22 protein-coding genes are annotated in these 24,983 nt (G+C 71.8%); 8 read left to right on the forward strand and 14 right to left on the reverse strand.

What is annotated here, in order from left to right; all coding sequences use genetic code 11:
* Entirely contained in the window at positions 1–1,851 is a 1,851-nt protein-coding gene (locus WME73_RS26560) for a hypothetical protein (protein WP_437911349.1), read from the reverse strand.
* 121 nt (positions 1,852–1,972) lie between these two features.
* On the opposite strand from WME73_RS26560, the gene WME73_RS26565 reads away from it, so the two are divergent.
* On the forward strand, positions 1,973–2,581 hold the full coding sequence (locus WME73_RS26565; protein ID WP_437739181.1) for an FKBP-type peptidyl-prolyl cis-trans isomerase: 609 nt from the start codon (positions 1,973–1,975) through the stop codon (positions 2,579–2,581).
* 16 nt (positions 2,582–2,597) lie between these two features.
* Here the strand turns inward: WME73_RS26565 and WME73_RS26570 are convergent, their stop codons facing one another.
* The 3 genes from WME73_RS26570 to WME73_RS26580 all read right to left on the reverse strand — a co-directional run bounded on the left by WME73_RS26570 (position 2,598) and on the right by WME73_RS26580 (position 5,166).
* Positions 2,598–3,713: a pyridoxal-phosphate-dependent aminotransferase family protein gene (locus WME73_RS26570; protein WP_437739182.1), complete on the reverse strand. Its 1,116-nt coding sequence runs from the start codon at positions 3,711–3,713 to the stop codon at positions 2,598–2,600.
* A 48-nt stretch (positions 3,714–3,761) separates the two neighbouring features.
* On the reverse strand, positions 3,762–4,619 hold the full coding sequence (locus tag WME73_RS26575) for a serine/threonine protein kinase (RefSeq protein ID WP_012237410.1): 858 nt from the start codon (positions 4,617–4,619) through the stop codon (positions 3,762–3,764).
* 121 nt (positions 4,620–4,740) lie between these two features.
* On the reverse strand, positions 4,741–5,166 hold the full coding sequence (locus WME73_RS26580) for a tellurite resistance TerB family protein (RefSeq protein WP_157906884.1): 426 nt from the start codon (positions 5,164–5,166) through the stop codon (positions 4,741–4,743).
* Between the two features lie 163 nt (positions 5,167–5,329).
* On the opposite strand from WME73_RS26580, the gene WME73_RS26585 reads away from it, so the two are divergent.
* Entirely contained in the window at positions 5,330–6,067 is a 738-nt protein-coding gene (locus WME73_RS26585) for a tetratricopeptide repeat protein (protein WP_437739183.1), read from the forward strand.
* Between the two features lie 27 nt (positions 6,068–6,094).
* Here the strand turns inward: WME73_RS26585 and WME73_RS26590 are convergent, their stop codons facing one another.
* Both WME73_RS26590 and WME73_RS26595 read right to left on the reverse strand, forming a co-directional pair.
* Positions 6,095–6,463, reverse strand: coding sequence for a hypothetical protein (locus tag WME73_RS26590; protein ID WP_437739184.1), 369 nt, complete (start codon positions 6,461–6,463; stop codon positions 6,095–6,097).
* Positions 6,464–6,473: 10 nt separating this feature from the next.
* Positions 6,474–6,824: a hypothetical protein gene (locus WME73_RS26595; protein WP_437739185.1), complete on the reverse strand. Its 351-nt coding sequence runs from the start codon at positions 6,822–6,824 to the stop codon at positions 6,474–6,476.
* 189 nt (positions 6,825–7,013) lie between these two features.
* Here WME73_RS26595 and WME73_RS26600 point away from each other — a divergent pair, with 189 nt between their 5' ends.
* Positions 7,014–7,724, forward strand: a complete 711-nt coding sequence (locus WME73_RS26600; RefSeq protein WP_437911350.1) for a nucleotidyltransferase family protein — start codon at positions 7,014–7,016, stop codon at positions 7,722–7,724.
* On the opposite strand, the gene WME73_RS26605 is transcribed toward WME73_RS26600, so the two are convergent.
* The 3 genes from WME73_RS26605 to WME73_RS26615 all read right to left on the reverse strand — a co-directional run bounded on the left by WME73_RS26605 (position 7,713) and on the right by WME73_RS26615 (position 10,539).
* On the reverse strand, positions 7,713–8,858 hold the full coding sequence (locus WME73_RS26605; RefSeq protein WP_437739187.1) for a DegT/DnrJ/EryC1/StrS family aminotransferase: 1,146 nt from the start codon (positions 8,856–8,858) through the stop codon (positions 7,713–7,715). The genes WME73_RS26600 and WME73_RS26605 overlap by 12 nt on opposite strands.
* A gap of 77 nt (positions 8,859–8,935) precedes the next feature.
* Positions 8,936–9,934 carry an SDR family NAD(P)-dependent oxidoreductase gene (locus WME73_RS26610; RefSeq protein ID WP_437739188.1) on the reverse strand — a complete coding sequence of 333 codons (999 nt, stop codon included), beginning with the start codon at positions 9,932–9,934 and terminating at the stop codon, positions 8,936–8,938.
* Between the two features lie 173 nt (positions 9,935–10,107).
* Positions 10,108–10,539, reverse strand: coding sequence for a hypothetical protein (locus WME73_RS26615; RefSeq protein ID WP_437739189.1), 432 nt, complete (start codon positions 10,537–10,539; stop codon positions 10,108–10,110).
* A 110-nt stretch (positions 10,540–10,649) separates the two neighbouring features.
* On the opposite strand from WME73_RS26615, the gene WME73_RS26620 reads away from it, so the two are divergent.
* Positions 10,650–11,510: an endonuclease/exonuclease/phosphatase family protein gene (locus WME73_RS26620; RefSeq protein ID WP_437739190.1), complete on the forward strand. Its 861-nt coding sequence runs from the start codon at positions 10,650–10,652 to the stop codon at positions 11,508–11,510.
* Between the two features lie 181 nt (positions 11,511–11,691).
* Positions 11,692–12,582, forward strand: coding sequence for a cysteine synthase A (gene cysK / locus WME73_RS26625; protein WP_437748031.1), 891 nt, complete (start codon positions 11,692–11,694; stop codon positions 12,580–12,582).
* Between the two features lie 50 nt (positions 12,583–12,632).
* Here the strand turns inward: cysK and WME73_RS26630 are convergent, their stop codons facing one another.
* The 4 genes from WME73_RS26630 to WME73_RS26645 all read right to left on the reverse strand — a co-directional run bounded on the left by WME73_RS26630 (position 12,633) and on the right by WME73_RS26645 (position 20,378).
* Positions 12,633–14,180, reverse strand: a complete 1,548-nt coding sequence (locus tag WME73_RS26630; protein ID WP_437739191.1) for a complex I subunit 4 family protein — start codon at positions 14,178–14,180, stop codon at positions 12,633–12,635.
* Positions 14,177–15,610, reverse strand: coding sequence for a proton-conducting transporter transmembrane domain-containing protein (locus WME73_RS26635; RefSeq protein WP_437849645.1), 1,434 nt, complete (start codon positions 15,608–15,610; stop codon positions 14,177–14,179). The genes WME73_RS26630 and WME73_RS26635 overlap by 4 nt, the downstream gene beginning before the upstream one ends.
* Positions 15,600–18,659 (reverse strand): YbcC family protein, encoded by a 3,060-nt coding sequence (locus WME73_RS26640; RefSeq protein ID WP_437911351.1) that lies wholly within the window; start codon positions 18,657–18,659, stop codon positions 15,600–15,602. The genes WME73_RS26635 and WME73_RS26640 overlap by 11 nt, the downstream gene beginning before the upstream one ends.
* 78 nt (positions 18,660–18,737) lie before the next feature.
* Entirely contained in the window at positions 18,738–20,378 is a 1,641-nt protein-coding gene (locus WME73_RS26645; RefSeq protein ID WP_437739194.1) for a SulP family inorganic anion transporter, read from the reverse strand.
* 287 nt (positions 20,379–20,665) lie between these two features.
* Between WME73_RS26645 and WME73_RS26650 the strand changes: the two genes are divergently transcribed.
* Positions 20,666–21,253 carry an RNA polymerase sigma factor gene (locus tag WME73_RS26650; protein ID WP_437739195.1) on the forward strand — a complete coding sequence of 196 codons (588 nt, stop codon included), beginning with the start codon at positions 20,666–20,668 and terminating at the stop codon, positions 21,251–21,253.
* Complete coding sequence (locus tag WME73_RS26655) at positions 21,250–21,858, forward strand: hypothetical protein (RefSeq protein WP_437911352.1); 609 nt, start codon at positions 21,250–21,252, stop codon at positions 21,856–21,858. Before WME73_RS26650 ends, WME73_RS26655 begins: the two co-directional genes overlap by 4 nt.
* 97 nt (positions 21,859–21,955) lie before the next feature.
* On the opposite strand, the gene WME73_RS26660 is transcribed toward WME73_RS26655, so the two are convergent.
* A complete protein-coding gene (locus WME73_RS26660; RefSeq protein ID WP_437911353.1) occupies positions 21,956–22,948 on the reverse strand; it encodes a sigma-54 interaction domain-containing protein in 993 nt (330 codons plus the stop codon).
* A 211-nt stretch (positions 22,949–23,159) separates the two neighbouring features.
* Between WME73_RS26660 and WME73_RS26665 the strand changes: the two genes are divergently transcribed.
* The gene (locus tag WME73_RS26665; RefSeq protein ID WP_437911354.1) at positions 23,160–24,971 is read left to right on the forward strand and encodes a phosphoenolpyruvate carboxykinase (GTP); all 1,812 of its coding nucleotides are present in this window, start codon (positions 23,160–23,162) and stop codon (positions 24,969–24,971) included.
* Positions 24,972–24,983: the final 12 nt, after the last annotated feature.

Raw genomic sequence — 24,983 nt, forward strand, 5'->3', positions numbered from 1 at the left:
TCATCGGTCCTGCGGGACCACCTCGAGCTCCTCGGGCGCCGCGCTCCCCTCGAGGGGCAGCGTCACCTCCACCCCCTCGTGCACCGGAAGGGTCGCCGCGACGGGCCAGGAGCGCGGCGCGCTGCCCTCGCCCGCCGCGACCTCGCGCAGCGTCACGCCGCGCGCCGGATTCACGCCGCCGTTGAAGAGGCACGCGCGCAGCCGCCCCTCGACGACCGCGGCCGAGCACGGGATGACATCGGCCGTCGCGCGCCGGATCCGGCCGAGCATCGCCTCCTCCGCGGGTGCGGCGGGCAGGAGCGACACGAGCGCGTCGCGGGCGCGCGGGTCGCGGAGCCAGGCGAGCATCATCGCCGCGTGGATGCGCACCACGCGGTAGCGCGCGCGCGTCAGCTGGAAGAAGGCGTCGGGCGACGCCACGCCGGTCTCGCCGTCGAGCATGCCCGTCACGCCCGGCTCGATCTTCACCTCCGTCCCGGGCGCCTCGACGTGCCACTTCACCGCGCGCCCCGGCCCGAGCGCGCCTTCCCAGAACAGCCCGCGCTCGGTGATGCCGGCGCGCTCGCCGCGGCGATCGCGCCGCGCGAACGTCAGCAGCACGCGGAAGTCGCTGACGGGCGCGCCGCTGTTGTTCACGACCGCGAGCTCGAAGTCGTAACGGCCGCGCGCTGGCCGCGTCGCGCCGCCGTCCCGGCCAGCGTCGCCCGGCTCTGCCCCGGCGTCGCCCTGCTCCCCGGCGGCGTCGCCCTGCCCCGCGCCGGCCTCGCTCTCCGCGTCGTCGTCCGCGCGGTCCCGCCGCAGAATCGGCGCGATCACCCCGGCGCCGTCGTCCGGCCCGGTCGATCCGAGCAGGCTGAGGATCGGCACCCCCGCCCGCCAGAGCGGCGAGTCGGCGCGATCGCAGAGGCAGTGCGGGAACGACGGCTCGGCGCGCTCCCGGACCTCGCTCGCGAGGAGCGCGGCCGTGGCTCCCCGGGTCGCCTGCCCGACGCCGCGCGCCGCCTGCCGCTCGGCCGGCGGCTGATCGCGAGGGGCCGCGAACCGCTGCACGAACGCCATCGTCGCCACGATGCCGATCACCGCGAGCGCCGCGGGCACGAGCACGCGGGCCCGGAGCGGGAGCGCGTCGATCCCCTCCTCGACGCCGCGCCTTGGTTCGCGCCCCGGCCGCTCGCCGAGCGGCGTCGGGCGGGGCGCGAACACGGGCGCAGCCGGCGAGCCGGGGGACAGGGCGGCCGCGAGCCGCTCCGACGCGAAGCCCATGCGGCTCGACATCTCCGCCACGAGCGCGTCGCGCAGGCGGTCCGAGGGCGGCCCTCCCCAGGTCGCGAGCCGCGCGACGAAGCGCAGCGCGAGCCAGGTCGCGAGCGCGACGAGGCACGCGAGCGACGCGGTCCCGAGCGGGCCGCTCGCGAGATAGTCGGGGGACAGGGCGGCCGCGAGCACGCCGAGCGGCGCCGGCGCGATCCAGCTCGCCATGCGGGCGTTGAGGCGCGCGCGGTAGGCGCTCTCCATCGCCTCCATCGCCGCCGGCGAGGTCACGCCGGGCACGCCGGGCAGATCGCCCTCGAAGCGCGCGAGGACGAAGCAGTTGTGCGGCGAGCACGCGGACGGATCGAGCGCCACGCAGAGCGCCTTGCCGCGCCGGAAGAGGCCGCGGATCGCGGTGTAGGGCACCCCGAAGCGGACCGGCGCCGCCACGGCGCCCAGGGCGAACCCCTCGGCGTAGCCGGCGACCCGGACCAGCTCGACCTCGAGCTCCGCCTCGGCGCAGGTGAAGCGCACCGCGCCAACGGCATTGGCGCCCCCCTCGGCGATCGCCAGGGCAGCGACGGAGAACGCGCGAGCCAAGGTGGCCGCACCCTAACCGCGCGGGCCGGAGCGCTGCAACGGAAACCCGGACGGCCGGGAGGCCCCGTGCGCGTCGGGTGACCGTTGATCGCCCCGCGCTAGGTGCGTAAGACGTGGCGCCATGAAGCCCCTCCAAATCGTCATCGCCATCTCCTGCGCTGTCCTCCTCGGCCCGGTCGCGGGCTGCGAGGAGAAGGTCCCCGAGCCGGATCTGCCGCCGGGCAGCGCCGTGCCGGTGGTGAAGCCCGCCGAGCCGGAGCCCGCCGATCTCATCAAGGAAGACACCGTCGTGGGCACCGGCCCGGAGGCGAAGGACGGCGACAAAGTCCGCGTCCACTACACGGGGCGCCTGCTGAAGAACAACGCCGAGTTCGACTCCTCCGTCGGCCGCGAGCCGTTCGAGTTCACGCTCGGCGCGTCGGAGGTCATCAAGGGCTGGGACCAGGGCGTGGCCGGGATGAAGGTGGGCGGCAAGCGCAAGCTCACGATCCCCTCCCGCCTTGGCTACGGCGACGCGGGCAGCCCGCCGAAGATCCCGGCCAAGGCGACGCTGGTCTTCGACATCGAGCTGCTCGGCGTCGGCGACGCGGCGAAGGACGCGGCCGGGGACGACAAGGCCGGGAAGACCACGGCCGACAAGGCGGCCAAGCCCGCGGGCGACAAGGCGGCCAAGGGCGACAAGCCCGCCGCGCCGGCCGAGAAGAAGGAGGCGCCCAAGGAGGCGAAGTGAGCCGCGGGCCCCGCGCTCAGACGACGCGCGCGAGCGCCTTGAGGAAGATCTCGTAGGCCTCGAGCGGGTACTCACCCATGTGGAAGATCCGGAACAGCCGGTCCGAGAGCTTCCCCTGGGCGGCGTAGATCTCGAACACGTGCCCATCGACCGGCTCGCTGGCGAGCCGGCTCGCCATCTCGTCGTAGGTCCGCCCGGCCGGGATGTGCAGCGCCGTCCCGATCGACTGGAGCGGCATGTTCTCCCAGCGCGCGATCGTCAGCCCGAGGCGCTCGTAGCCGGGGCGCAGGATCGCGCAGCGCGCCTGGTACACGGCGTGACGCCCGGCGACGCCGCCGGTAGCGGCGAGGTGATCGAGCGCCGCGATCACCTGGCAGAGGCTCATCGGATCGATCGTGTAGGGGTGCGCGCCGCCCTGCTGGGCGCGCCAGGTCTTGTGGAGCTCCAGGCTCGGGACGCGGGCGGGGATCCGCTCCATCTCGGCGAGCAGGTCCTTCCGGACCAGCGCCACCGTCAGGTTCGGGTGGCTGTGCAGGCCCTTGTTGCACGAGCCCATGACGGCGGCGATGCCTGAGCCCTCGAGGGCCAGCGGCTCGACGAAGAGCGCGCTGATGCCGTCGACGAGGAGCTTCTTGCCGTACTTCCGGGCAAGCGCGCCCACCTCGGGCAAGGGGTTCAACGTGCACGTCGACGTGCCCCCGTAGACCATGGCCACCGCGTCGACCTCGTCCGCCGCCAGGGTGGCCTCGATCTTCGCGAGGTCCGGCCTCTCGCCGTAGGGCAGGCACATGTCGACAACCGGCTGGCCGAGCGTGGCGGCGTACTCGAAGATCCGGTCGCCGTAGGCGCCGTTCCGGACGACGAGGAGCCGCTCGTCGCGCCGCAAGCAGGAGCCGAGCACGGCGGCCATGGAGGTCGATCCCGAGCCCGTGAGGAGGATGGCCTCGTAGCTGGGCGCGCCGAGGGCCTCGACGATGCCGTGCCGTGCCCGGTCGAGCAGCGGCCGGAGCCGGGGGCCACGCGGGACGATCGGGCTCTCCCCGTAGGTGCGGGAGACCTGGTTCACCGCGTCCGGCAGGTGGAAGACCGCGGGCGTGAGCGAGACGACGCGTGGCGTTTCGGCGGCGATCATGCCGCGAGATCTAGCCCGGAACGCGCGCGGGACGCAGCGGAGATTGCGCTACGCCCAGCGGAGCTGGCGCAGATCGTCCCAGACATCGCGCGCGGAGTGGTAGCGGTAGGCGTCGCGGCGGCGCAGCAGCTTGGCGATCACCTGGCTGAGCGGCGTGCCGAGCGCCTCGGCCTTCTGCCGGGGGGTGCCCTCGGCGATCTGCCGCGTGATCTCCTCGTAGGCGACGTTCACGTCGATGGCCGGTTGCCCGGTGTGCATCTGGTACATGAGCAGGCCGAGCTGGTAGAGGTCGCTCTGCGTCGTCGTGTAGCCCGCCGTCACGAGCTCTGGCACGAGGATCTTCGGGTTCGCGACCTGCGGGCGGAACCAGCGGGTGACGCCGTCGAGCTGGTGCGCCACGCCGAAGTCGGTGAGCTTGACGAGCGGCCTGTGGTCGAGCTGCGAGATGAGCACGTTGCCCGCGTGCAGGTCGGCGTGCACGACGCCGTTGTCGTGCAGGTACTGCAGCGTCATCAGCAGCTGGCGCGCGAGCTCCAGGAGCAGCGGCGGCTGGAACGGGGCGCCGAGCAGCGCCCGGAGGCTCGTGTCGCACCGCTCGAGCGCCAGGTAGAACAGGTAATTCACCTCGAACGCGTCGTGGATGTAGACGATGTTCGGGTGGCGGAAGCTCTCCAGGCGGAGCATCTCGCGCGACCACTCTTCCTTGACGACCTGGTAGGGCTTGTTCGCCGGCCGCAGCATCTTCAGGGCGTACACCTGATCGAACGGCCCGCTGCACTCGTACACCGAGCCATACTGCCCGTCGCCGATGAGCGCCCCGATCACGTACGTCCCCCGGGTGGAGGTCAGCGCTGAGCCCGGCACCGGAAACGGGATCAGGAAACTGCCAGTGGAGGACCAGGTCACGGCGAGGCCATCGTAACCGAAAACGCCGGCGCCCGTTCACCCCGCCGCGCGCGGCCCACGTTCGCGGCGCAGGGGGCGCCCCTGTCCCCCCGCACGCGGCGCGCCGAGGGCGGCCGGCCGCTCATGAAGCGGCGAGCTTCCGCACGATCTCCGCGGCCTCGGCCTGATCGAGCTCGAGCGCCGCGGCGACGTCGAGCAAGAGCTCGCGCTCGCTGCTCCTGACGATCCCGTCGGCGACCACGACCTGAGCGGCCAGGAAGAAGGCGACCTTCCGGGCCTGCGGGCTGGCCAGCCGTTCCTTGAGCGACGCGAGCCGGGCCGCGCGGCCCTCCTTGTGGAGCTGCTCCACCACGGTCTGGAGGAGCGTGTCCATGGTGCTCTGCGGGATCCGTCGATCCGTGAGCGACTCTACGCTCCGGGCGAAATGGATCTTCTCCTCCGGGCTGAACTCGCCGTCGGCGAACGCCGCGAGGAACATCAGCTCGACGAGCGCCTCGAGGTTCGGCTCATCAAGCGTTTGCAGCGGAGGAGGGCTCATCTGGGGCATCGGCTCCGTGTACACCGAGGCCCGGCGCGGGACCAGCCCTGGAGCGCCCCCCTTACCCCGCGCGCCCGGGGCAAACGTGCGCGCCCGGGGCAAACGCGGCGGGGTTGAATGTGCCCGAGGGGCGGCATTGGGAGAGCGCTCCCTGTGTGTCATGAGTTCGAGCATGCACGTGCGCGAACTCGCCCAGTCGCTCCTCGGCGCGCTCTTCCTCTGCGGCTGCAGCAGCGCGACCGCGGCGCGGCGCCCTGCCGATCCGGGCCGACCTGCCCCCGAGGGGCGCGCGGCGACGCCGCGAGCCGCGGCGAGCGCCGAGGCGGCCCCGCCGCCGCTGCGGCTGCCCTGTGAGGCGGACGATCTCGTCGGCTGTACGAACGGCTGCGCCGACCACCAGATCGAGGACTGCGTGACGCTGGGATCGATGTACCTGGGCGGAGCGATCGTCTCGATCGACGTGGAGCGAGCGATGACGCTGTTCGAGAAGGCGTGCGCGGAGGGGAGCGCGCGCGGCTGCTTGCGGCTCGGCGACGCCTACCACGATCGGCTCGCGCGCGCGGACGGCGCCGGCGGGGCGAGCGAGGCGGACGAGGCGGCGCTCTACTGGCACGCGCGCGCATGCCACGCGGGCGCGAACCTCGGATGCCTCGCGGCAGGCAGGGCCTACCTCCACGGCCAGGGCGCGAGCGCCGATCCCGGGCGCGCGGCCGCGCTGTTCCAGCGCGTCTGCGAGCGCGGGAACGCCCCCGCCTGCGTCGAGCTCGGACATCTCCACGCGGAGGGCGAGGGCGTGAAGCGCGACGACCGGAAGGCGGTCGAGCTGTTCACGAAGGCGTGCAAGCTGGGCCTCGACGAGGGGTGCCTGCGGGCGAGCCGGTCCGGCGACGTCCTCCCGCCGCGCGACTGACGCGCCCTCGACCGCCGCTCTTCGCCGTCAGTCGGTCCGGCGGCGCTGGGCGATGTCCAGTGCCGCCGTGATCATCGCGGTGAGCTGTGTGTCCGACACGTTCTCGGAGGGGAGCACCACGAGCTCGGCGCCGATGCGCCGCGACAGCTCCATGAACCCTTCCGGATCGAACGCCCGCACGTCCTGCGTCATCACGATGGCCAGCGGGTTCAGCCATGCCGCGCTGCCGCGCAGCGACACGAGATCGCACGCGAGCAGGTCGGCGCCTTCGACGAAGACCAGCCGCCGGCAACGCTCCGCGAGCTGCTCGCTGGCGCTCACGATGAGCACCACCGAGGCCGATGCCGTCCGCTTGCTGCGCCCCGCTGGGCGCGTCGGTAGTTCTCGCGTGCTCATGAAGCCCAGGTCAGCGAGCGAGCAGCGGGCGCCCGTACGGGACGGGCCCGGCGCCCGGCGCCCGAGCCCGCGCCTCGTCGGCGAGGGCGAGATCCATGACGAAGGAGCCGAACGGCAACCGGAAATCCCGGTCGTTCGGTCTGGTCGCGTAGAAGGCGAGCAGCGAGAGCACGCTCCCGATCTGCGCCGCGGCTGGATCGCCCTCGCACGCGTTGAAGCGGTCGGCGAGCGTGCACAGCTGCCGGAAGAGCGGACCGCCCGGGTGCGGGCCGGCGCTGCACATGGCGAAGGTGCCGCTGCCTCGATATCCGAGCTTCCGGCGCTTCCTGGCGGGGGTACGGGACGGAGGTACCATCGTCATGATTGCTGCCCAAGTCGCCTGTGAGGGGTGAATCGCCCCACGCCGGGGCTGACCTGCCGCGGGACGCTCTCCAACCAGTAATAGAGCAGCCCGAAGAGAGTCAATCGGAGAGGACGCCGCGGGCCGGGCAAGCGTGAAATTCTGCGGAATGGTCACCCGTCCGGGCAGCGCGTGGGTATACGTCATCGCATGAAGGCAGTCGTGCTTGCCGGCGGCAAAGGCTCCCGGCTCCGCCCCTACACCGCCCTTATACCGAAGCCGCTCATGCCGATCGGGGATCACACGATCGTCGAGATCCTCCTCCGGCAGCTGGTGCGAGCGGGGGTCACCGACGTCGTGATGTGCGTCGGCCATCAGGCCGCGCTCATCGAGGCGGTCGTCGGCGAGGGGAGCCGATACGGGCTGCGCATCGCCTACCAGCGCGAGGACACGCCGCTCGGGACCGTGGGTCCGCTCCGGGTCATCGAGCGGGACCTGCCGGAGCGCTTCCTCGTGATGAACGGCGACATCCTCAGCGATCTCGACTTCACCGCGCTCCACCGGACGGGCGAGTCGACCGGATCGCCGCTCACCGTCGCCGTCTGCGAGCGCGCCTCGAAGATCGACCTGGGGGTGCTCGACCTCGGCGCCGACGGGCGCGTCGTCAGCTTCCGCGAGAAGCCGACGTACACGTTCTGGGTCAGCATGGGCATCTACGCGATGAGCCGCGGCGTGCTGCGCTTCATCCCCGAGGGCCGGCCGTTCGGGTTCGACGACCTGATGCACGCGCTGCTCGGCGCCGGCGAGCCGGTGGCCACCTTCCCCTTCCGGGGCCACTGGCTCGACATCGGAAGGAGCGACGACTTCGCCGAAGCGCAGGACGAGTTCGAGAAGAACCGGCAGCGGTACCTACCGGAGTGACGCGGCGAGCGCCTCGCACACGGCGTCGACGTCGGCGTCGGCCATGCGCGGGTGGAGCGGCAGCGTGAGCTCGCGGCCCGCGATCGCGTCCGTCCGCGAGAGCCCCTCCTTGCGCACCCGGTCGGAGGCGCCGTGGTGCGAGAAGCGGTGGATCGGCGTGTAGTGCACGCTCGTCTGGACCCCGCGCGCCTTCATGGCCTCCATCACGGCCTCGCGCGAGGTGCCCTCGGGCAGGAGCACCGGCATGAGGTGGTGCGCGCTCTCCCCCAGCCCGCGCGCGTAGAAGTCGCGGTACGGCAGCCCGAGGCCCCGCACCCCGGCGAGGCGTTCGTGGTAGCGCGCCGCGAGCGCGCGCCGACGCGCGTTGCCCGCCGCGAGCCGGCCGAGCTGCACGAGGCCGATGGCGCTGCGGATCTCGTCGATGCGGTAGTTCATGCCCGCGTCCACGACGTCATAGGTGAACGCGTGCCCCTTGTGCCGATCGAGGGTGAGCGTCGTCATCCCGTGCGCGCGGAGGAGCCGCATGCGCGCGTGGAGCTCGTCGTCCCTCGCGATCACGGCGCCCCCCTCGCCGACCGCGAGGTTCTTGTTCGAGAAGAAGCTCAGGCAGCCCACGTCCCCCAGCGTCCCGAGCGCCCTGCCCCGGTAGCTCGCGAGCGGCGCGTGCGCCGCGTCCTCGACCACCGCGAGCCCCCGCTCGGCCGCGATCGCGCAGATCGCGTCCATGTCGCAAGGGTAGCCGGCGTAATGGACGACCGCGATCGCCCGCGTCCTCGGGGTGATCTTGCGGACGATGTCGGCGGGATCGACGCTGAGGTCGTCGCCGCCGACGATGTCGGCGAGCACCACGTTGGCCCCGCACAGGAGCGCGGCGTTGGCGGTCGCCACGAACGTGAGGCTCGGGCAGATCACCTCGTCGCCGGGGCCCACGGAGAGCGCGGTGTACGCGAGGTGCAGCGCGGCGGTGCAGTTCGTCACGGCGAGCACCCTCGGGGTGCCGAGCGCCTCGCCGAGCTCCCGCTCGAACTGCGCCGTCCGCTCTCCCATCGTCAACCAGCCCGACGCGACGACCTGCCGCGCGGCCTCGGCTTCTTCAGGCCCGAACGAGAGATCGCTGAGAGGTATCTTCCACATGGCCTTCCATCCATCCAGCCGGCGCCTCGCGGAGAGGGCGCGCGAGGCGCTGACCCACGGCCGCGCGGCGGCGCGCGTCAGATCGCGTACTCGCGCGGCCGGTAATCGGTGAGGTGACGCTCGACATAGGCGTACGTCCGCGCGAGCCCCTCCTCGAGCGGCACGCGGGGCGCGTAGCCGACGAGCTCCGCGGCGCGACGGAAATCGGCGAGCAGCACCATGACCTCGCTCGCGTCGGGGCGCACCCGGGCCTCGTCCGTCACGAGCTCCGCGCGCTTGCCCGTCACCTCGAAGATGAGGCGGACCAGATCGCCGATGGAGATGGCGCGCCCGCTCCCGACGTTGAGCGTCTGCCCCACGGCCCGCGCGCTCGATCCGACGAGGAGGAAGCCGGCGACGGTGTCGGCCACGAAGTTGAGGTCCCGCACCGGCGCGGTGCTGCCGATGCGGAGCGCGGCGCTGCCGGCGGCGAGCTGCTGCATCACGCTCGGGATGATCGCGCGCGACGACTGCCGCGGGCCGTAGGTGTTGAACGGCCGGATGGTCGCCACCTCGAGGCCGAACGAGAGGTGATAGCTCTCGGCGAGCTTGTCGGCGCCGATCTTCGTGGCCGAGTACGGGGACTGGCCGGTCAGGGGGTGCGCCTCGTCGATCGGCGTGTAGCGCGCGGTGCCGTAGGTCTCGCTCGTCGACGTGTGGACGACGCGCGCGCCGTGCTCGCGCGCCGCCTCGAGGACGTTCAGCGTGCCCTGCACGTTGGTCGCCACGTACTGCTGCGGGGCCACGTACGAGTACGGGATCCCGATCAGGGCCGCGAGGTGGAACACGACGTCGGCGCCGCGCACGAGCGACCGGACCGCGCCCGCGTCCTCCACGTTGCCGGGGACGACCTCGACCTCCGCGAGGACGTCCTCGGGGAGCCGGTCGAGGTGCCCGCGCCGCGAGCCCGACGTGTACCGGACGAGCGCCCTCACGCGCGCGCCCTCCCGGACCAGCGCCTCGACGAGGTGGCTGCCGATGAACCCGCCGGCGCCGGTCACCACGACGCGCTTGCCGCGATAGAAGCCTTCGCTCACGGCCGCGTCCGTGGCCCCTGCGGGTTCGCGCGTCAAGCGCGTACCGAGGCGGCGCGCCCGTTTGCGCCCGGCAGCGCACTCCCGCGCGCGGCGCTGGCGCGGCGCGCGCCGCGCTCAGGCAGCGCCGCCGCGCAGCGGTCCGCGGGGCTCGCTGGCGGACGGCGTGGCGGGGATCACTGGATCTGGATCTGGTCGGTGGGCGTGTTGCCCGCCCCCTCCGGCGTGCCGATCTCGCGGTGCACGCAGAGCCCCTGCTTGCAGTAGGAGTCCGGCGGGGCCTTGCAGTCCACCTTGGGCTCCTCGCACTTGCCCGTCTTGTAGCTCTCCGAGAGGGGCTTGATCTTGTCGAAGGTCGCGTTGCTGATGGGCTTCGCACAGCCCGGCCACTCGCTCTGACGGCAGTCGGCGTCCGTGTTGCAGTGCTGCGCCTTGTTCACCATCTCGAAGGCGTCGCCGCGGACTTTGTCGCACTCCTTGGGATCCATCTTGCTCTCGCAACCGGCGACCAGCGCGAGCAGGAGGAAGCTCGCGGTGATGCGGAGCGAGGTCCGAGGTCGGAAGGAGGCCGATCCAGGCCGCCCGCGTCGACGAGCACACGTGATCATTCAGATTCTCCCGGTCAAGGCCGCCCTTCCGCGCCGGAGGGGCAGCGGCCTGCGCCGGGCCCTTCGTATCACGGCTGGATCCGGGCGCGCAGCTGGCGTAGCCCGTCGGCATGGAACGTCCTCGAGAAGGCTCCGGGATCAGCGGCTCCCCGCACGGCGGATCCGGCATCCGTGTTCGCAGCTCCCTCCGGGTGCTCAGCCTGAACATCTGGAACCGCCACGACCCGTGGGAGGCGCGCCTCGAGCTCATCCGGGAGGGTCTCCGCGAGCTCGATCCCGACGTGGTCGGCCTCCAGGAAGTGCTGTCGTACGAGGGTCGATCGCTGGCCGACGGCATTGCGGACGGGCTCGGCTACGAGGTCGCGTTCGGCGCCGCGCACGACCTCGGCGGCGGCGTGCTCTTCGGCAACGCGGTGCTGTCGCGCTGGCCGATCGCGCGGAGCCAGGCGTTCCCCCTGCCCACGGGTGAGACCGACGAGAAGCGCTCGATCCTGCTCGCCGAGCTCGGGTCGCCCCACGGCGCGATCCCGTTCTTCGTCACCCACCTCAACTGGAAGTTCCACCACGGCGCCGTGCGCGAGGCGCAGGTCGCGGCCGTGGCCGACATCGTCATGCGCGAGGCGCCCATGGAGGGCCTGCCGCCCATCGTCGTCGGCGACTTCAACGCGCAGCCCGAAGCCACGGAGATCCGGTTCATGAAGGGGCTGCACGCCCTGAACCAGAAGAGCGTTTACTTCGCCGACACCTTCGACCAGACGGGCAAGGGCCCCGGATTCACCTTCGATCCCGTGCGGAACCCGTTCGCGGCCATCACGAACGAGTACCCGCGCCGCATCGATTACGTCTTCGTCCGCGGCCCGGACGCGCAGGGGCGAGGCAAGCCGCTCTCGTCGAGGGTCGTCTTCGAGGAGATCCGCAACGGCGTCGCCGCTTCGGATCATTACGGGGTTCTCTCGGAGATCTCGATGTAAAGCGGGGCCGGCGCCCCTGGAGGGGCGTGCGCTCCGGCACGTTGCCCGGGGATGCCCTGTTCACGTGTACACTGGCGGCATGTCGTCCCCTCGAGCACCGGGCGACGGACCGCCGAGTCCGCCCGACGCGCCTGGTGAGAGCTCGGCTCCTCCGCCTGCTGGCGTCCGCGTCGGTCCGGTCGTGCCCGACGCCCTGTCGCTCATCGGCGGCACGCCGCTCGTCCGCCTTGCCCGGGTCTCGCCCGAGGGCGGAGGCGTCGTCTACGGCAAGCTCGAGTCGATGAACCCGGGCGGCAGCGTCAAGGACAGGGCGGCGCTCGGCATGGTGCTCTGCGCCGAGCGCGAAGGGATCCTCAGGAGAGGGTCGACCATCGTCGAGGCGACGAGCGGCAACACGGGGATCAGCCTCGCGATGATCGCCGCCGTACGCGGCTACCGCTGCGTGGTGGTCATGCCCGAGGACATGAGCGTCGAGCGCCGGCACGTCCTCCGCGCGTACGGCGCCGAGATCGTCCTCACGCCCGAGGGCCAGGGCATGGCCGGCGCGGTCGCCCGCGCGATCGAGATCTGCGAGGCGACCCCCGGCGGGTGGATGAGCCAGCAGTTCCAGAACCCGGCGAACCCCGGCGCCCACGCGCGCGCCACCGGCCTCGAGATCCTCGCGCAGACCGGCGGCGACGTCGCGGCCTTCGTCGTCGGCGTGGGCACCGGCGGCACACTGACCGGCTGCGGGCGCGTGCTCCGGGATCAGCTCGGCGGCGCGGTCCGCATCTGCGCCGTCGAGCCGACGAAGAGCGCCGTGCTCTCCGGGCGAGGCCCCGGCCCCCACGGCATCCAGGGCCTCGGCCCCGGCTTCGTCCCGGCGATCCTCGAGCGGTCGCTCATCGACGAGATCCTCACGGTGACCGAAGCGGGCGCCTCGCGCATGGCGCGGCGGCTCGCCCGCGAGGAGGGGCTCCTCGTCGGGCCGAGCTCCGGCGCCAACGTCCACGCGGCCGTGGAGATCGCGCGCAGGGTGCGCGGGACGATCGTGACCGTGCTGCCCGACTCGGGAGAGCGCTACCTGCTCTGAGCCACGTCCGGCGGCGGCGGGCGCAGCGCGCGCCGTCCGCCGGACGCGGCTCAGGGCGACGGCCGTCCGTCACGACGGGGCGCCCGGCCGTCCGCGTCGATGGATCGGCGGTTCGCCGCTGCCGCGAGGCGCGCCTGCGCGCCGTGCGCCACGTCGTGGAGGACCCGCTCGACCACCGGCTCATGGATCGCGATCAGCCGCGCCGGGGCCACCCCGAGGACCAGGGTGAGCGCGACCAGCGCGAGCAGGAACGCTCGCTCCCGGAGCACGAGCGCCTCCAGCGCGGCGCCCTTCAGGTGGCGCCGGAGCGGCCCCAGGAAGGTCCGCTGGAACGCCCGGAACAGCGTGATCCCGTTGAGCGCCGCCGCCGTCAGCGCCAGCACCGCGAGCACGGGATGGGCGTGCAAGATTCCATGCAGGAGCAGGTCCTCGCTCACGAACGAGAGCGCCCCCGGCATCCCGATCATGGCGCACGCGAGCAGGAAGAAAAAGGCGGCCATGCGGGGCGTCCGGGCGACGAGGCCGCCGAGCTCCCGCGTGTCCGCCGTGCCGGCGCGCGCCTCGATCGCGCCGACGACCATCGTGAGCCCCGTGATCGCGATCGACAAGGCGACGCTCTGCAGGAGGGCGCCGCTCACGCTCTGCGGGCTCAGCGAGGCGACCCCCAGGAGCACGAGCCCCTTCTGGCTCGCCACGAGGTAGCCGAGCAGCCGGCGCAGATCGGTCTGGACCAGCGCGAGCACCGCGCCGTGCAGCGCGCTGATCAGGCCGAGCACGGCGAGGATCGGCATGCCGTCGGCGGAGCCCACGGGCAGGAGCGTCACCCCCACGCGAACGAGCACGCAGACGCCGACCTGCATCTGGGCGAGCAGGATGGTCACGCCGAGCGGCCCCCGCTCCAGCAGCACCGGCAGCCAGCCGTGGAACGGCACGGCGGCCATGCGCATCAGCACGGCGATGCCGACGAGCGCGAACAGCGGCGACTGCCATGCTTCGGGGACGCCGACGCGGGCGATCTCCTCGACGTCGAACGGCAGGGCGGCGCCCTGGCGCGCGGCGAGCACGGCGATGGCGCCGATCGCCACGACGAGCGGCGCCGTGCCCCCCAGCAGGAAGATGCGGCAGGTGCGCCGGAGGAGCGGGTCCTGGGCGCCCTTCCTGGCGACCAGGCGATCCACCGGCACGAGGGCGGCGACCCACGCGGCCGCGAGCACCGCGAGATCGACCGCGCAGAACACGCCGAGGATGGCGCTGCCGGTGGCGAGCAGCGCGGCGGCGCTGGGCGGATCGATCGCGGCGCGCGGGCTCGCGGCGAGCAGGGCGAGCAGGACGAAGCCGAGCAGCGGGAGCAACGTGATGGTGAAGCCGTCGAGGCCGAGGCGGAGGCGCGCTCCGAGGAGCGGCAAGGTGGGCCCCCCGGCGGTGAGCGCGACGCCGGCGTGGGAGAGCGCGAGCGGCAGCAGCGAGAGGAGCAGGGTGAGCGCCGCGCCGATGAGGGCGACGCGGCGCGCGCGCTCGTCGCCGCGCGCCCGGGCGGCGAACAGCGCCGCGATCGCGGGCGTGAGGACGAGCGTCCCGAGGAGCGGAAAGGCGTTCACGTGCGAGCCCTCTTCGTATCGCGCGCGCGGGGCTGGAAAGCCGCCGCGATCTCTGTCTCTTCGCGCGCGCCCTCGTCGCCGGGCGCCGCGGGGGCGCGCTCAGGCCAGCCGCTCAGCGCCGCCACCCAGCGGCGCTCGCTCCGGTCGAGCAGGCGCCCGAGGCGCATCAGCGGCGCGGCGACCAGCCGCTCCTGCAGCCCCTCGAGGTGGAACCGGTCGAGCGACAGCCAGTACGCGCGCCGCACGAGCGCCGCCGGCAGGAGCCGGCCAGCGAGCCCGAGGTGCGGCAGCGGCTCACCGGCGTGCGCGGCCCGGATGTCCTGCGCGTCGCGGAGCGCCGAGGGGGCGCGCAGCAGCTGGAGGCAGCGCAGGCAGGCGTGGGCGAACAGGTGGACGAGCGCGAGCCAGTAGAGCCCGAGCCCGATCTCCACGAACATGAGCCCCACCTGCGTCATCGTCGCGTGTGCGAGCGCGCCCTTCACGTCCGCCTGCACGCGCCCCACCATCGTGCCGTAGACGGCCGTCGCCGCCCCGACGCAGGTGATCACCACGCTCGCGGCGAGCGAGCGCTGGAGCAGCGGGGCCACGCGGAGCATGAGGTACACCCCGGCGTGCACCGAGATGGCGCCGTAGAAGAGCGCGCTCGATGGCGTCGGCCCCTCCATGGCCCGCGGCAGCCAGCTGCCCAGAGGAAACTGCGCGCTCTTGCCCATCGCGGCGAGGAACAGGCACAGCGCGAGCGCCGTCGCCGCGCCGGGCCCGAGCGACGCGGCGGTCCCGGGCCAGGGCGAGCCGCCGAACACCTCGCCCCACTGCGAGGAGCGGGCGACGTCGTGCATGAGCACCGCGCCCCCGAGCAACCCGACGTCGCAGAGCCGGTAGGTGATGTACACCCGCACCGCGGCCCGCGGCGGCGCCTCGCGCTCGTGGAAGAAGGCCACGAGCAGCACGCTCGTCGCGCCGACGAGCTCCCAGCCGGCGAAGAGGAGGTCGACGGTGCCCGCCGACACGAGCCCCAGCATCCCCGTCGAGAACAGCGCGAGGAGCAGGAAGAAGCGCGCGAAGCCCGGCTCGCGGTGCAGGTACGCCACCGAGAACCTGCCGACCAGGAGCGCGATCAGCGAGACGAGGAGCATCATCGTCGCCGACAGCCGATCGACGAGCAGGACGACCTCGAACGCATAATCGCCGAGCTCGAACCAGTGGCCGAGCGCCACCGGGACGAACGCGTAGGGCGCCGCGACGGCCGAGAGCCATATCGCCAGCGAGGCCGCGAGCGAGAGCGCGAGCGTGGAGAGCACGACGCGCGACACGACGCGCTCGCTCGGCGTGCGAAGGAGCAGCAGGTAGGCGCCGAGCGCGGCGAACGCCGCCGCCGGAGAGAGCACGGCGAGCGCGGCGAGCTTGCCGAGGAGCACATCAGACAGCATGGTCGACGACCTCACGTGGCCGCGTGGACGCGGCTCGAATGACCGCAGGCGGAACGAAGCCGGACCTCCCGGCGTACCAGTCGGCGGAGCGCTGGACCGCGGGCAAGGGTTGATCCGGTGGAGAGAACGGCGCGAAGCCGTCGCCCGTGAAGCACGCGATCCGGCGCGTCGCCGGATCGACGCAGGCGAGCTGGATCCAGCCGTTGCCGATGAGCTCGCGGAGGGCCGGCTGCCGCGCGTAGAGCGCGGCGGCCGTGTCCGTGCTCGCCTCGACGACGACGAGCAGGCGCACCGGCTCGTGGATCTCGATCATCTGCCTCGGCAGCCCGGTGCGCAGGTCGCTCAGCGATCCCTCCATGACCCCGAGCAGCGAGGCGAGGTTGTGAGGGAGCTTGGTGCCGGCGCCGTAACGGCGGTTGTCGACGCAGGAGAAGTAGTACTCGAGGTTGATCCCTGCCCCGACCGGGCCGACCGCGAGCAGGATGCGCTCGAGGATCGCTCCGCCCTGGTCCTGGGTCGGGTCGTACGAGACGAGGAACGCCCTGCGGTCGAGGAACAGCCCGCGGGTGAGCGAGCGCCGGCCGACGACGCAGACCGCGTTGGTCACGTGCCCCAGCTCGGGCCGCGCCTCGCTGAGATCCGCGGCGCGCGCCTCGACGTGCGCAAGCGCCCGCGCGGCGTCGCCGTCGCGCGGCGCCGACGCGAACCTCCGGCAGCGCTCGTGCGCGTGCTGCTGGCGCGCGGCGTCGAGCGCTCCGACCAGCGCCGAGAGCTCGCCGCGGTGGGACGCCGGCACGAGGTGCTGATCGTAGAGGACGATCTCGTCCGTCGTCGTGTTGTTCATGCCGCCGAGGAAGAAGGTCCCGCCCGGGATGTCGATCCCGCGCGCGGCGAGCAGCACGCGGACCTCGGGATCGTTCGCCATGGCCGCGAACAGCCGCGCGTTCGGGCCGCCGTGGCGGCCGCCGCACGCGCCGCAGTCGTACGCCGACTGGTGCGGGTTGTTCACGCTGGTCGCCCCGTGGCCGAGCACGACCACGATCGGCGCGAAGCCGCGCGTGAGCCCCATGTTCTCCAGCGTGGCGGCCACGCGGGCCGCCTTGGCCGCGGCGGTGAACGGCTGCCCCTCGCCGCCCGCGGCGGAGCCCTCGTCATGCGGGCTGTGGAGCCGCGTCGGCACCGGCGGGAGCAGGCGCCGCTCGAGGGCGCGGCGCAGCCGCGCCACGGCCCGCGGAAAGAGGGTGCGTCCCACGAGCGGGACGGTGGACAGGAGGCCCAGGGTCGGTGTGAGCAGCACGCCGCGCGCCATGGTGCGGGTACCGCGCCCCAGCGCGTGCAGGAGCCGCGCCCAGCGCTTGCGGCGAGCCCTTCGGCGCCAGCCCGCCTCCTCCTCGTGCGGCCGCTCGACGATCTCGTGCGCCGGCTCCACGCCGACCGGGCAGAGGCTCACGTGGCCGGCGTCGTCGAGCCCGCGGTAGCGGATCGGCACGCCGAAGAACCCGGCCACGCCGAAGGTCTCGTGCCGCGGCGAGAGCTCCTCGAAATGCCTCCGGAGGCCCTCGCAGCGGTCGTCGATGCAGAACGCGACCTGGAAGCGGGGCGCCTCCACGGAGCGCTCCTCCTCCGGGCGGCGGAGGTTCGCGGCGATCCCGTGCAGCACCTCGGTACGGTGGTGGTGCTCGTAGGCCTCATGCAGGACGCGGCGCCGCGCGATCTCGTCGAACGCCTCGAGCGCCTCGAGCGCCCAGACGCGCTCCGCCTTGGATAGCGGCTCGATCTCGGCGGCCGAGAGGCCGGCGAGCTGAGCGAGCTGGAACAGACGGAACGGCCGAGCAGGGTCGGGCGAGCTCGACGGCGGCGCAGGTGGCCGCGCGGCGCGCCGGGCATGCTCGACGAGGCCGGCGAGCGGTCCTCGGTACCCCAGCCGCCGGCGCGCGACGTCGCGCAGCGCGTACCGGGCGAGCGTCAGGCGCACGGCGAGGTACTCGACCAGCGACACGGGCGGCGATCCCGGAGGCCGGTCGCTCGGCGTGTGCTCGAGGCGGTGGATCATGCCGGCCCAGCCCGGCAGCTCGAGCAGCACGCGTGTCACGTACACGTCCCAGTGATCCTCGGCGACGGAGAGCTCCTCGAGGGCGCGGACGGCGATCGCGGCCGGCGACAGCGCCTCCGCGTCGAACCGGCGGAGCTCCGCGTCGAGCCCGACGAAGGCCGGGGCGGCCAGCCGGGAGCCCTCGAGCGCCATGTCGCGAAAGCAGCGCCAGAGCCCCTTCGCTCGATCGGGCATCGTCCAGTGTGCGATGCCCTCGTCGAGGTAGGCGCCGAGGAACCGGATCATGAGCGGATCGATGAGCTCGGCCGGATCCTCGCCAGCCAGCTCGACCAGCAGATCGCGGTGCGACCGGTCTGCGCCAACGCGCTCGACGAGCGGCGGATCCGTGGGCGGGGCCGGCGGCAGCGGCACGGCGCGGCACGCGTCCCAGAGCGCGAGGGCGGCGCGCGACTCCGGATCGCGGCCCCCCCGGTCGCGGACGCGCGCCGCGATCTCCTGGCGCGCCTCGAGCCAGCGCTCCGTGCTCTGGACGATGCGCCGGCGCCGCTCGTCGGGGACGTCGGCCCGGAGCCTGCGCGTCTCCCCGGCCTCGGAGATACGCCACAGCAGGCCCGCTGCCGTCTCGGCGTCGATCGGATGGCGCAGCGCGAGCCGCTCGATCTCGTGCCGGGACAGCGGGCCCCGGCGCTCGTCCGGCTGCGCGGCGAACCGCCCCGCGAGCGCGGCCTCGAGGTCCTCGTCGCCGATCCGACCCGACGCGATGTGCGCGCGGTAGTCTGCCTCGGAGAGATACGGCTCGGCCTCGAAGATGGCGCTCGCCGCGGCGAGCGCGTCATGGAACGGCAGGTGCTGGAACGCGTGCAACGTGTTGTGGTGGACGAACACGCCGATCGGCCCCTGCGCCGGCAGGAGGTGTCCGGCGTGCTCGACCACGTCGCGCAGGTGCTTCTGCCGGGCGGCGCTCGCGCGAAGATCCTGAGAGAGCTCGCTGTTCATGGGGTTCCCGAGTGGCGGTTGTTCCTGGAGAGCCCCACGCGCGCATCCCCCGTTCGCGCCATGGTGTCTCGACTCGATTCAGCGCTCGGCGACGGGGCTGATGACAGGCCGCTTCCTCGCCGAGAGCGGGTGGGATGACATCTGGAAATGATCGCCGAGGCCGGCGAGCGTCAACTTCCGCCCATTTCGTTCCATCACGCCCTGGAGCTCATGCAGGTTGGACATGACCGTGTGATCGACCAGGCGGGCATTCGCGAAGTCGATCTCGATGTTCGAGACGTGCGCGTGGTTCTCGATCTTCCGCTGGATGCTGAGGTAATTGCTGAAGATGGCGGCGTGCTTGACGCGCAGCACGACCCGCCCCTCCTCGACGCGCTCGTCCACCTCGGAGCGGAAGAGGACGCGCAGGGGCGCGCCGTTCGTCAGGTGGATGAGCAGCTTCACGGCGATGCCGGCCGCGACGCCGACGAGCAGATCGGAGACGATGCACATTGCGGCCGTGGTGGCGAAGATGACGAGCTGCTCCCTGCCGATGCGGAGCGTCTTCGCGAACTCCTTGGGCGACGCGAGGCGGGTGCCCGTGAAGGTGAGCATGGCGGCGAGCGCGGCGAGGGGGATCCGGTGGATGAGGCCCGGCGCGAAGGCCACGAAGAGGAGGAGGAAGGTCCCGTGAAAGAAGTTGGACAGCCGGCTCTTCGCGCCGTAGCCGATGTTCGCGGAGCTGCGAACGATCTCGGAGATCATCGGCAGCCCGCCGAGCAGGCCCGCGATGAGGTTGCCCACGCCCGTGGCCAGCAGATCCTTGTCGAGGTCGGAGCGGCTCTTCGCGGGATCGAGCGCGTCGACGGCCTTCGCGGACAGGAGCGACTCGATGCTGCCCACCAGCGAGAACATGACGATATATTTGATGGACGCGGGCGTGCCGACGTGGCTGAAGTCCGGGAAGACGATCGCCTGGATGAGGTTGCCCGGCAGGTTGACGAGGAAGCTCGGCCCGATTGCGTACGTCGTGTGGGTCGCCGCGAGCGTGTACGTGTGCTCGTGCTCGAGATCGAAGAGATAGGCGAGCGGTACGGACAGCGCCAGCACCAGCATCGGCGCGGGGATCTTCTGCATCCAGCGCGCTCTCTTGGCGACCACTGGATAGCCGAAGAGGAGGATCATCGAGAGGATGCCGATCGAGGCGATCTCGGGGTTCAGGCGCAACAGGCTGCGCGGGATCTCCAGGATCAGGTGGAGCGGGTCTTTCGCCGCAGGCGTGACGCCGACGAGCGTGTGGACCTGTTTCGAGCAGATGATGATCCCGATGGCCGCCAGCATGCCGTGGACCACCGAGGAGGGGAAAAAGTCGCCGAGCGTGCCCGCGCGCGCCAGGGCGAAGACGATCTGTGTCACCGCGGCGACGGCGATGCAGGCGAGCGCGCGGCGGTAGCCCACGGCGTTGTCCCCACCGCCGAGCTCCTGAACGGCGCCCAGCGCAATGACGATGAGGCCCGCGGCGGGCCCCTTGATGGTCAGCGGCGCGCTGCCGAGCCAGGTGGCGACCATGCCACCGACGACGGCGGTGAGCACGCCCGCGATGGGGGGGAACCCGCTCGCCATGGCGATACCCAGGCAGAGCGGCAGGGCGATCAAGAAAACGAGGAACCCTGAAACCAGGTCGTTCCTCCATGTGGACGCCGAGGACGTCGACGCCCTCGAAATGTTCGGATTGGACATGCGGTGCTCGCCTTGGAGTTGGGGCACCATGTGGGCCCGCTGTTCGTCAGAACACGGCCCAGGACGGGACCAGTCGGTCGGAGGTTCCCGCTCGGGGTGACGATTTCGCACGGCGCCCAGGAACCTCGGCGCGGATCCGTTCCGTCCCAGGGCGGCCGATGGGCATTTCTTCCTCCTTCGGGGTGACGTCGCTCGCCCCCTCGTGGCGCGAGCAGCGGGCGCTACCCCTCCGTCCATTCCACGCTAGAGTTCCGGTCTTCGACGCTCTAGATGCTCGAGCGGCCCTCATGACCGAATCGCGACCCCCCCTCGGCGAATCGCGCGCGGAGTTCGAGTCGGCGGTGCGCCCGGTGCTCCCTCGGCTCTATCGATTCTGCGCCTCGCTCTGCGGCGCGCGAGATCAGGCGGACGATCTGTTCCAGAACGCGTTGCTCAAGGCATACCTGCACGCGGCGTCCTTCGAGGGGCGCTCCGACCTCGGCGTCTGGCTCTGCGGGATCGCTCGGCACGAGTACTTGGAGGCTTACCGGACCGAGGCGCGGCGCCGCAGCCTGCTCGAGCGGCTCGTCGAGGTGTGCACCGACGCGCTCGGCATCCTCCCTCGCGCCGAGGTCTCGAGCCCGGAGGCGGCCGCGATCTTGAGCCAGGACACTGGAGTGCTCCTTGCGTGCCTCCAGGAGCTGCCGGAGGAATTCCGCACCGTGGTGGTGCTATGCGACATCGAGGAAGTCGGGTATGACAGCGTGGCCGAGCTCCTCGGGATCCCCAAGGGAACGGTGAAGAGCCGCCACGCCCGCGGGCGCGCGCGGCTGCGCGACGCCTACGAGCGTCTGGCGGCGCCGCGCGTCGTCGCGGAGCGGGAGGGTTCGACGTGAGCGAGCGCGACGACGATCTGCCCCCCATTCCGCCGGATCTCGCGGCGAGCATGCGGGCGCTGCGCTCGATGAGCCCCTCCGATGCGCTCGTCGAGCGCGCGCTGAGCAAGCTCCCCGAGCGACCGGAGCGCCCGGCGGCGGCCGGCGGCGCGCGCTCGCGGCGGGCGAGCGACCGCCGGGGGCGGATGGCGTTCATCGCAGCCCCGGCGCTCGCCGCGCTGGCGGTCGCCGTCTTCGTGGCGGGCGACAGGGGCGCGTGCTCTCCGGCGATCGAGCGATCCGAGGAGCGTGCCGTCGCCTTGCCTGACGAAGGGCACGCGTGGACGCACCTCGATCTGTGGACCCACCGCCACGCGGACGAGCCGGCGGTGGTCCAGCTCGAGGTGCCGGAGCACGTGCGCGTGCGGTTGCCTGACGGCGAAGGTGGATCGCTGGAGCAGCACTGCCGGCAGGAGCGCTGCTCGCACAGGCTGACGCGCTACCGCGGCGACGCGCCGCTCGGCGTGGCCGTGGCTCAGCCGGGCCGGTATGAGATCCGCGTCCGTCACGAATCGAACGAGGCGCGCGTGCGCGAGCGCTTCGTTCTGATAGCTGAACGCGAGTGAGCCCAGCGAGACATGTTTACCGCAACCTGGGTGGCTCCGGTCGTTACCGCAACCTGCGGGCAGCCCCAACCTGGGTAGTCGGCCGGGCCGACCCGGCTCACTTCTTCGCCGCCCTCTGCTCTCCACGGACAGGCCCGCTTGGCACCCGCACGCGCCCCGCTGCGACGTAGCGTTGCACCGTCCTCAGGCTGATCCGAAGTCGCGCCGCCGCCTTGACCTTGTCGCCCCCGTCGCGCTCCAGCGCCGCCTGGACGATCTGCTGGATGAGCGACTCCAATCCGTCGTCGAGGTCGAGCGCGGGCGGGGTGCTGGCGCGCGACACGCCCGCGGCGGCTTCTTCGGGCACGACCAGCGAACGGACGCCCTCGGGCAGATCGGCCACGCGCACCTGCCGCCCATCCCGGAGCAAGCAGAGCGTCTCCACGACGTTCCGGAGCTCGCGCACGTTGCCAGGCCAGTCGTAACGGAGCAGCAGCGCCTTGGCCTGCCGGCTGAACCTCGGCGGGCGAACCCCGTGTCGCGCCGAGTGCTGCGCGGTGAACTGATTCAGCAGGGGCGCGATGTCAGCGCGTCGCTCACGCAAAGCGGGGACATTGAGCGTGATGCCCTGGATTCGATAGAACAGGTCGGCGCGAAAACGACCCGCGCGCACCTCCTGATCGAGGGGTCGTAGCGTGGCGAACATCAACCGGACATCCGCCTCGATCTTCGTCGCGCCGCCGACGCGCATGTACCGGCGGTTTTCGAGGAATCGCAGGAGCTTCGCCTGCATCGGAATCGGCATATCACCGATCTCATCGAGCAAGAGAGTGCCCCGCTCGGCCGCTTCGACTTTGCCCTTCGCTCGCTCGCTTGCCCCGGTGAACGCGCCGCGCTCGTGACCGAAGAGCTCGCTTTCAAAGAGTGCGTCCGGGATGGCCGCGCAATTGATGGGCACGAACGGCCCCCGCCGGCGCTCCGAAAGCTCGTGCGCGCGCCTCGCCAGCACCTCCTTGCCGGAGCCGCTCTCGCCGATCAGCGTCAGGGTGACGTCCTTCGCGGCGACGGCGCGAAGGATCTGGTCCGCCTTCTTCATGGCGTGGGAGCGCATGATCGGCTCAAACACCACGTCAGGTCGTCGTTTTCGCTCTCGCACGCGAGAAATACTGAGCGATCTGGTCGCAATCTGCAAGCCCGACCACGAGATCGGCTCCGCCGATCCACATCGCCCCTCGACTGGCGAAATTCGTCGGCTGTTCGCCCTGGAAATGCCGAGAAAGCGCGCCGCTTCGAGCGCTCCTGGCGCGGTTCACGGTCAGCCCGTGCTCCGGCACGGATTCTGCTGTGACCAGGACAAGACCATGAACGAAGCTCCCACGACGAACCGCGCGCTCCGCGCCTGGGTCCAGGCGATCGCCGAACACACGCGACCCGCACGCATCCGTTGGTGCGACGGCAGCGAGGAGGAGCGGACCACCCTCGAGCGCGACATGGCGCTCTCCGGTTCGTTCATCCAGCTGGATCCACGGACCCACCCTCGTTCATTCCTGCATCGTTCGGATCCGACGGACGTCGCGAGGACGGAGCACCTCACCTTCATCTCGACGCCACGACAGGAGGACGCGGGGCCCACGAATCACTGGATGAGCCGAGAGGAGGCGCAGACGCGCATATGGTCGCTCTTCGCTGGCGCGATGAAGGACCGGACGATGTACGTGGTGCCGTACCTGATGGGCCCCGCGGGGTCGCCCTTCAGCCGCGTCGGGGTCGAGCTTACCGACAGCCCGTACGTCGCTCTCAATCTCCGGATCATGACGCGCATGGGCCGCGCGGCGCTCGGTCACCTCGGCGCTGCGGAGAGCTTCGTTCGTGGCATCCACAGCCTTGGGGACCTCTCGCCGGACAGGCGCTTCATCGTCCATTTTCCCGAGACCCTCGAGATCTGGAGCATCGGCTCGGGGTATGGCGGCAACGCATTGCTCAGCAAGAAGTGCCATGCGCTGCGCATTGCGAGCGCGCAAGCGCGCGCGGAAGGCTGGCTCGCCGAGCACATGCTCATCCTCGGCTTGACGAGCCCCGAGGGGCGCACGCACTACGTCACGGCTGCCTTCCCGAGCGCGTGCGGCAAGACCAACCTGGCGATGCTCGTCCCCTCGCTCCCCGGGTGGAAGGTCGAGACGGTTGGTGACGATATTTGCTGGATGCACCCTGGCAGCGACGGACGGCTCTGGGCCATCAACCCGGAGAACGGCATGTTCGGCGTCGCGCCAGGGACCAGCCTCGAGACCAACCCGAACGCGATGCAGTCGCTCGCGCACGATGTGATCTTCACGAACGTCGCGCTGCGCGCGGGCCGTCGCGTATGGTGGGAGGGGATGTCCCAGCTCGACGAGCATGAGGTCATCGAAGATTGGCGCGGCGCGAAGTGGACGAACGGCGCCGCGACGTCTCCTGCCGCGCATCCAAACTCGCGCTTCACCGTCCCGCTGCGGCAGTGTCCCAGCGCGGCAGGCTCCTTCGATCTCGCCACGGGGGTGCCGATCTCGGCCATCCTCTTCGGGGGGCGCCGATCGAAGCTCGCCCCTCTCGTCTACGAAGCGCGGAGCTTTCGTCACGGCGTCTACGTCGGCGCGACCATGGCGAGCGAGACGACCGCCGCGGCGACGGGCGCCGTCGGCGTCCTCAGAAACGATCCCATGGCGATGCTCCCCTTCTGCGGGTACAATATGGGCGACTACTTCGCGCACTGGATGGCCGTTGGGAAGGGACTCAGTCGTCCGCCGAAAATCTTTCATGTCAACTGGTTCCGGACGGGGGACGACGGGCGCATCCTGTGGCCCGGGTTCGGCGACAATATCCGCGTCCTCAAGTGGATTCTCGAGCGTGTCGAGGGCAGGGCGGCCGCGCGCGAGTCCGCAATTGGCCTCCTTCCGCATGAACGGGGAATGGATCTGACCGGGATGGACCTCTCGAAAGACGACCTCTTCCAGCTGCTCGCGGTCGACAGCGGCGCGTGGTTGAGGGAAGCCGACGGTGTCCTCGAGTTCCTTCGCAAGTTCGCGGATCGGCTCCCCGCGGCGCTGCTGGCCGAGCACCGATCGCTCGTCAAGCGGCTGCACGATTCGCTGCATTGAGCTGAGCTGGGA

It is taken from the genome of Sorangium sp. So ce302, from assembly GCF_051530145.1.
Lineage (GTDB): Bacteria > Myxococcota_A > Polyangia > Polyangiales > Polyangiaceae > Sorangium > Sorangium cellulosum_B.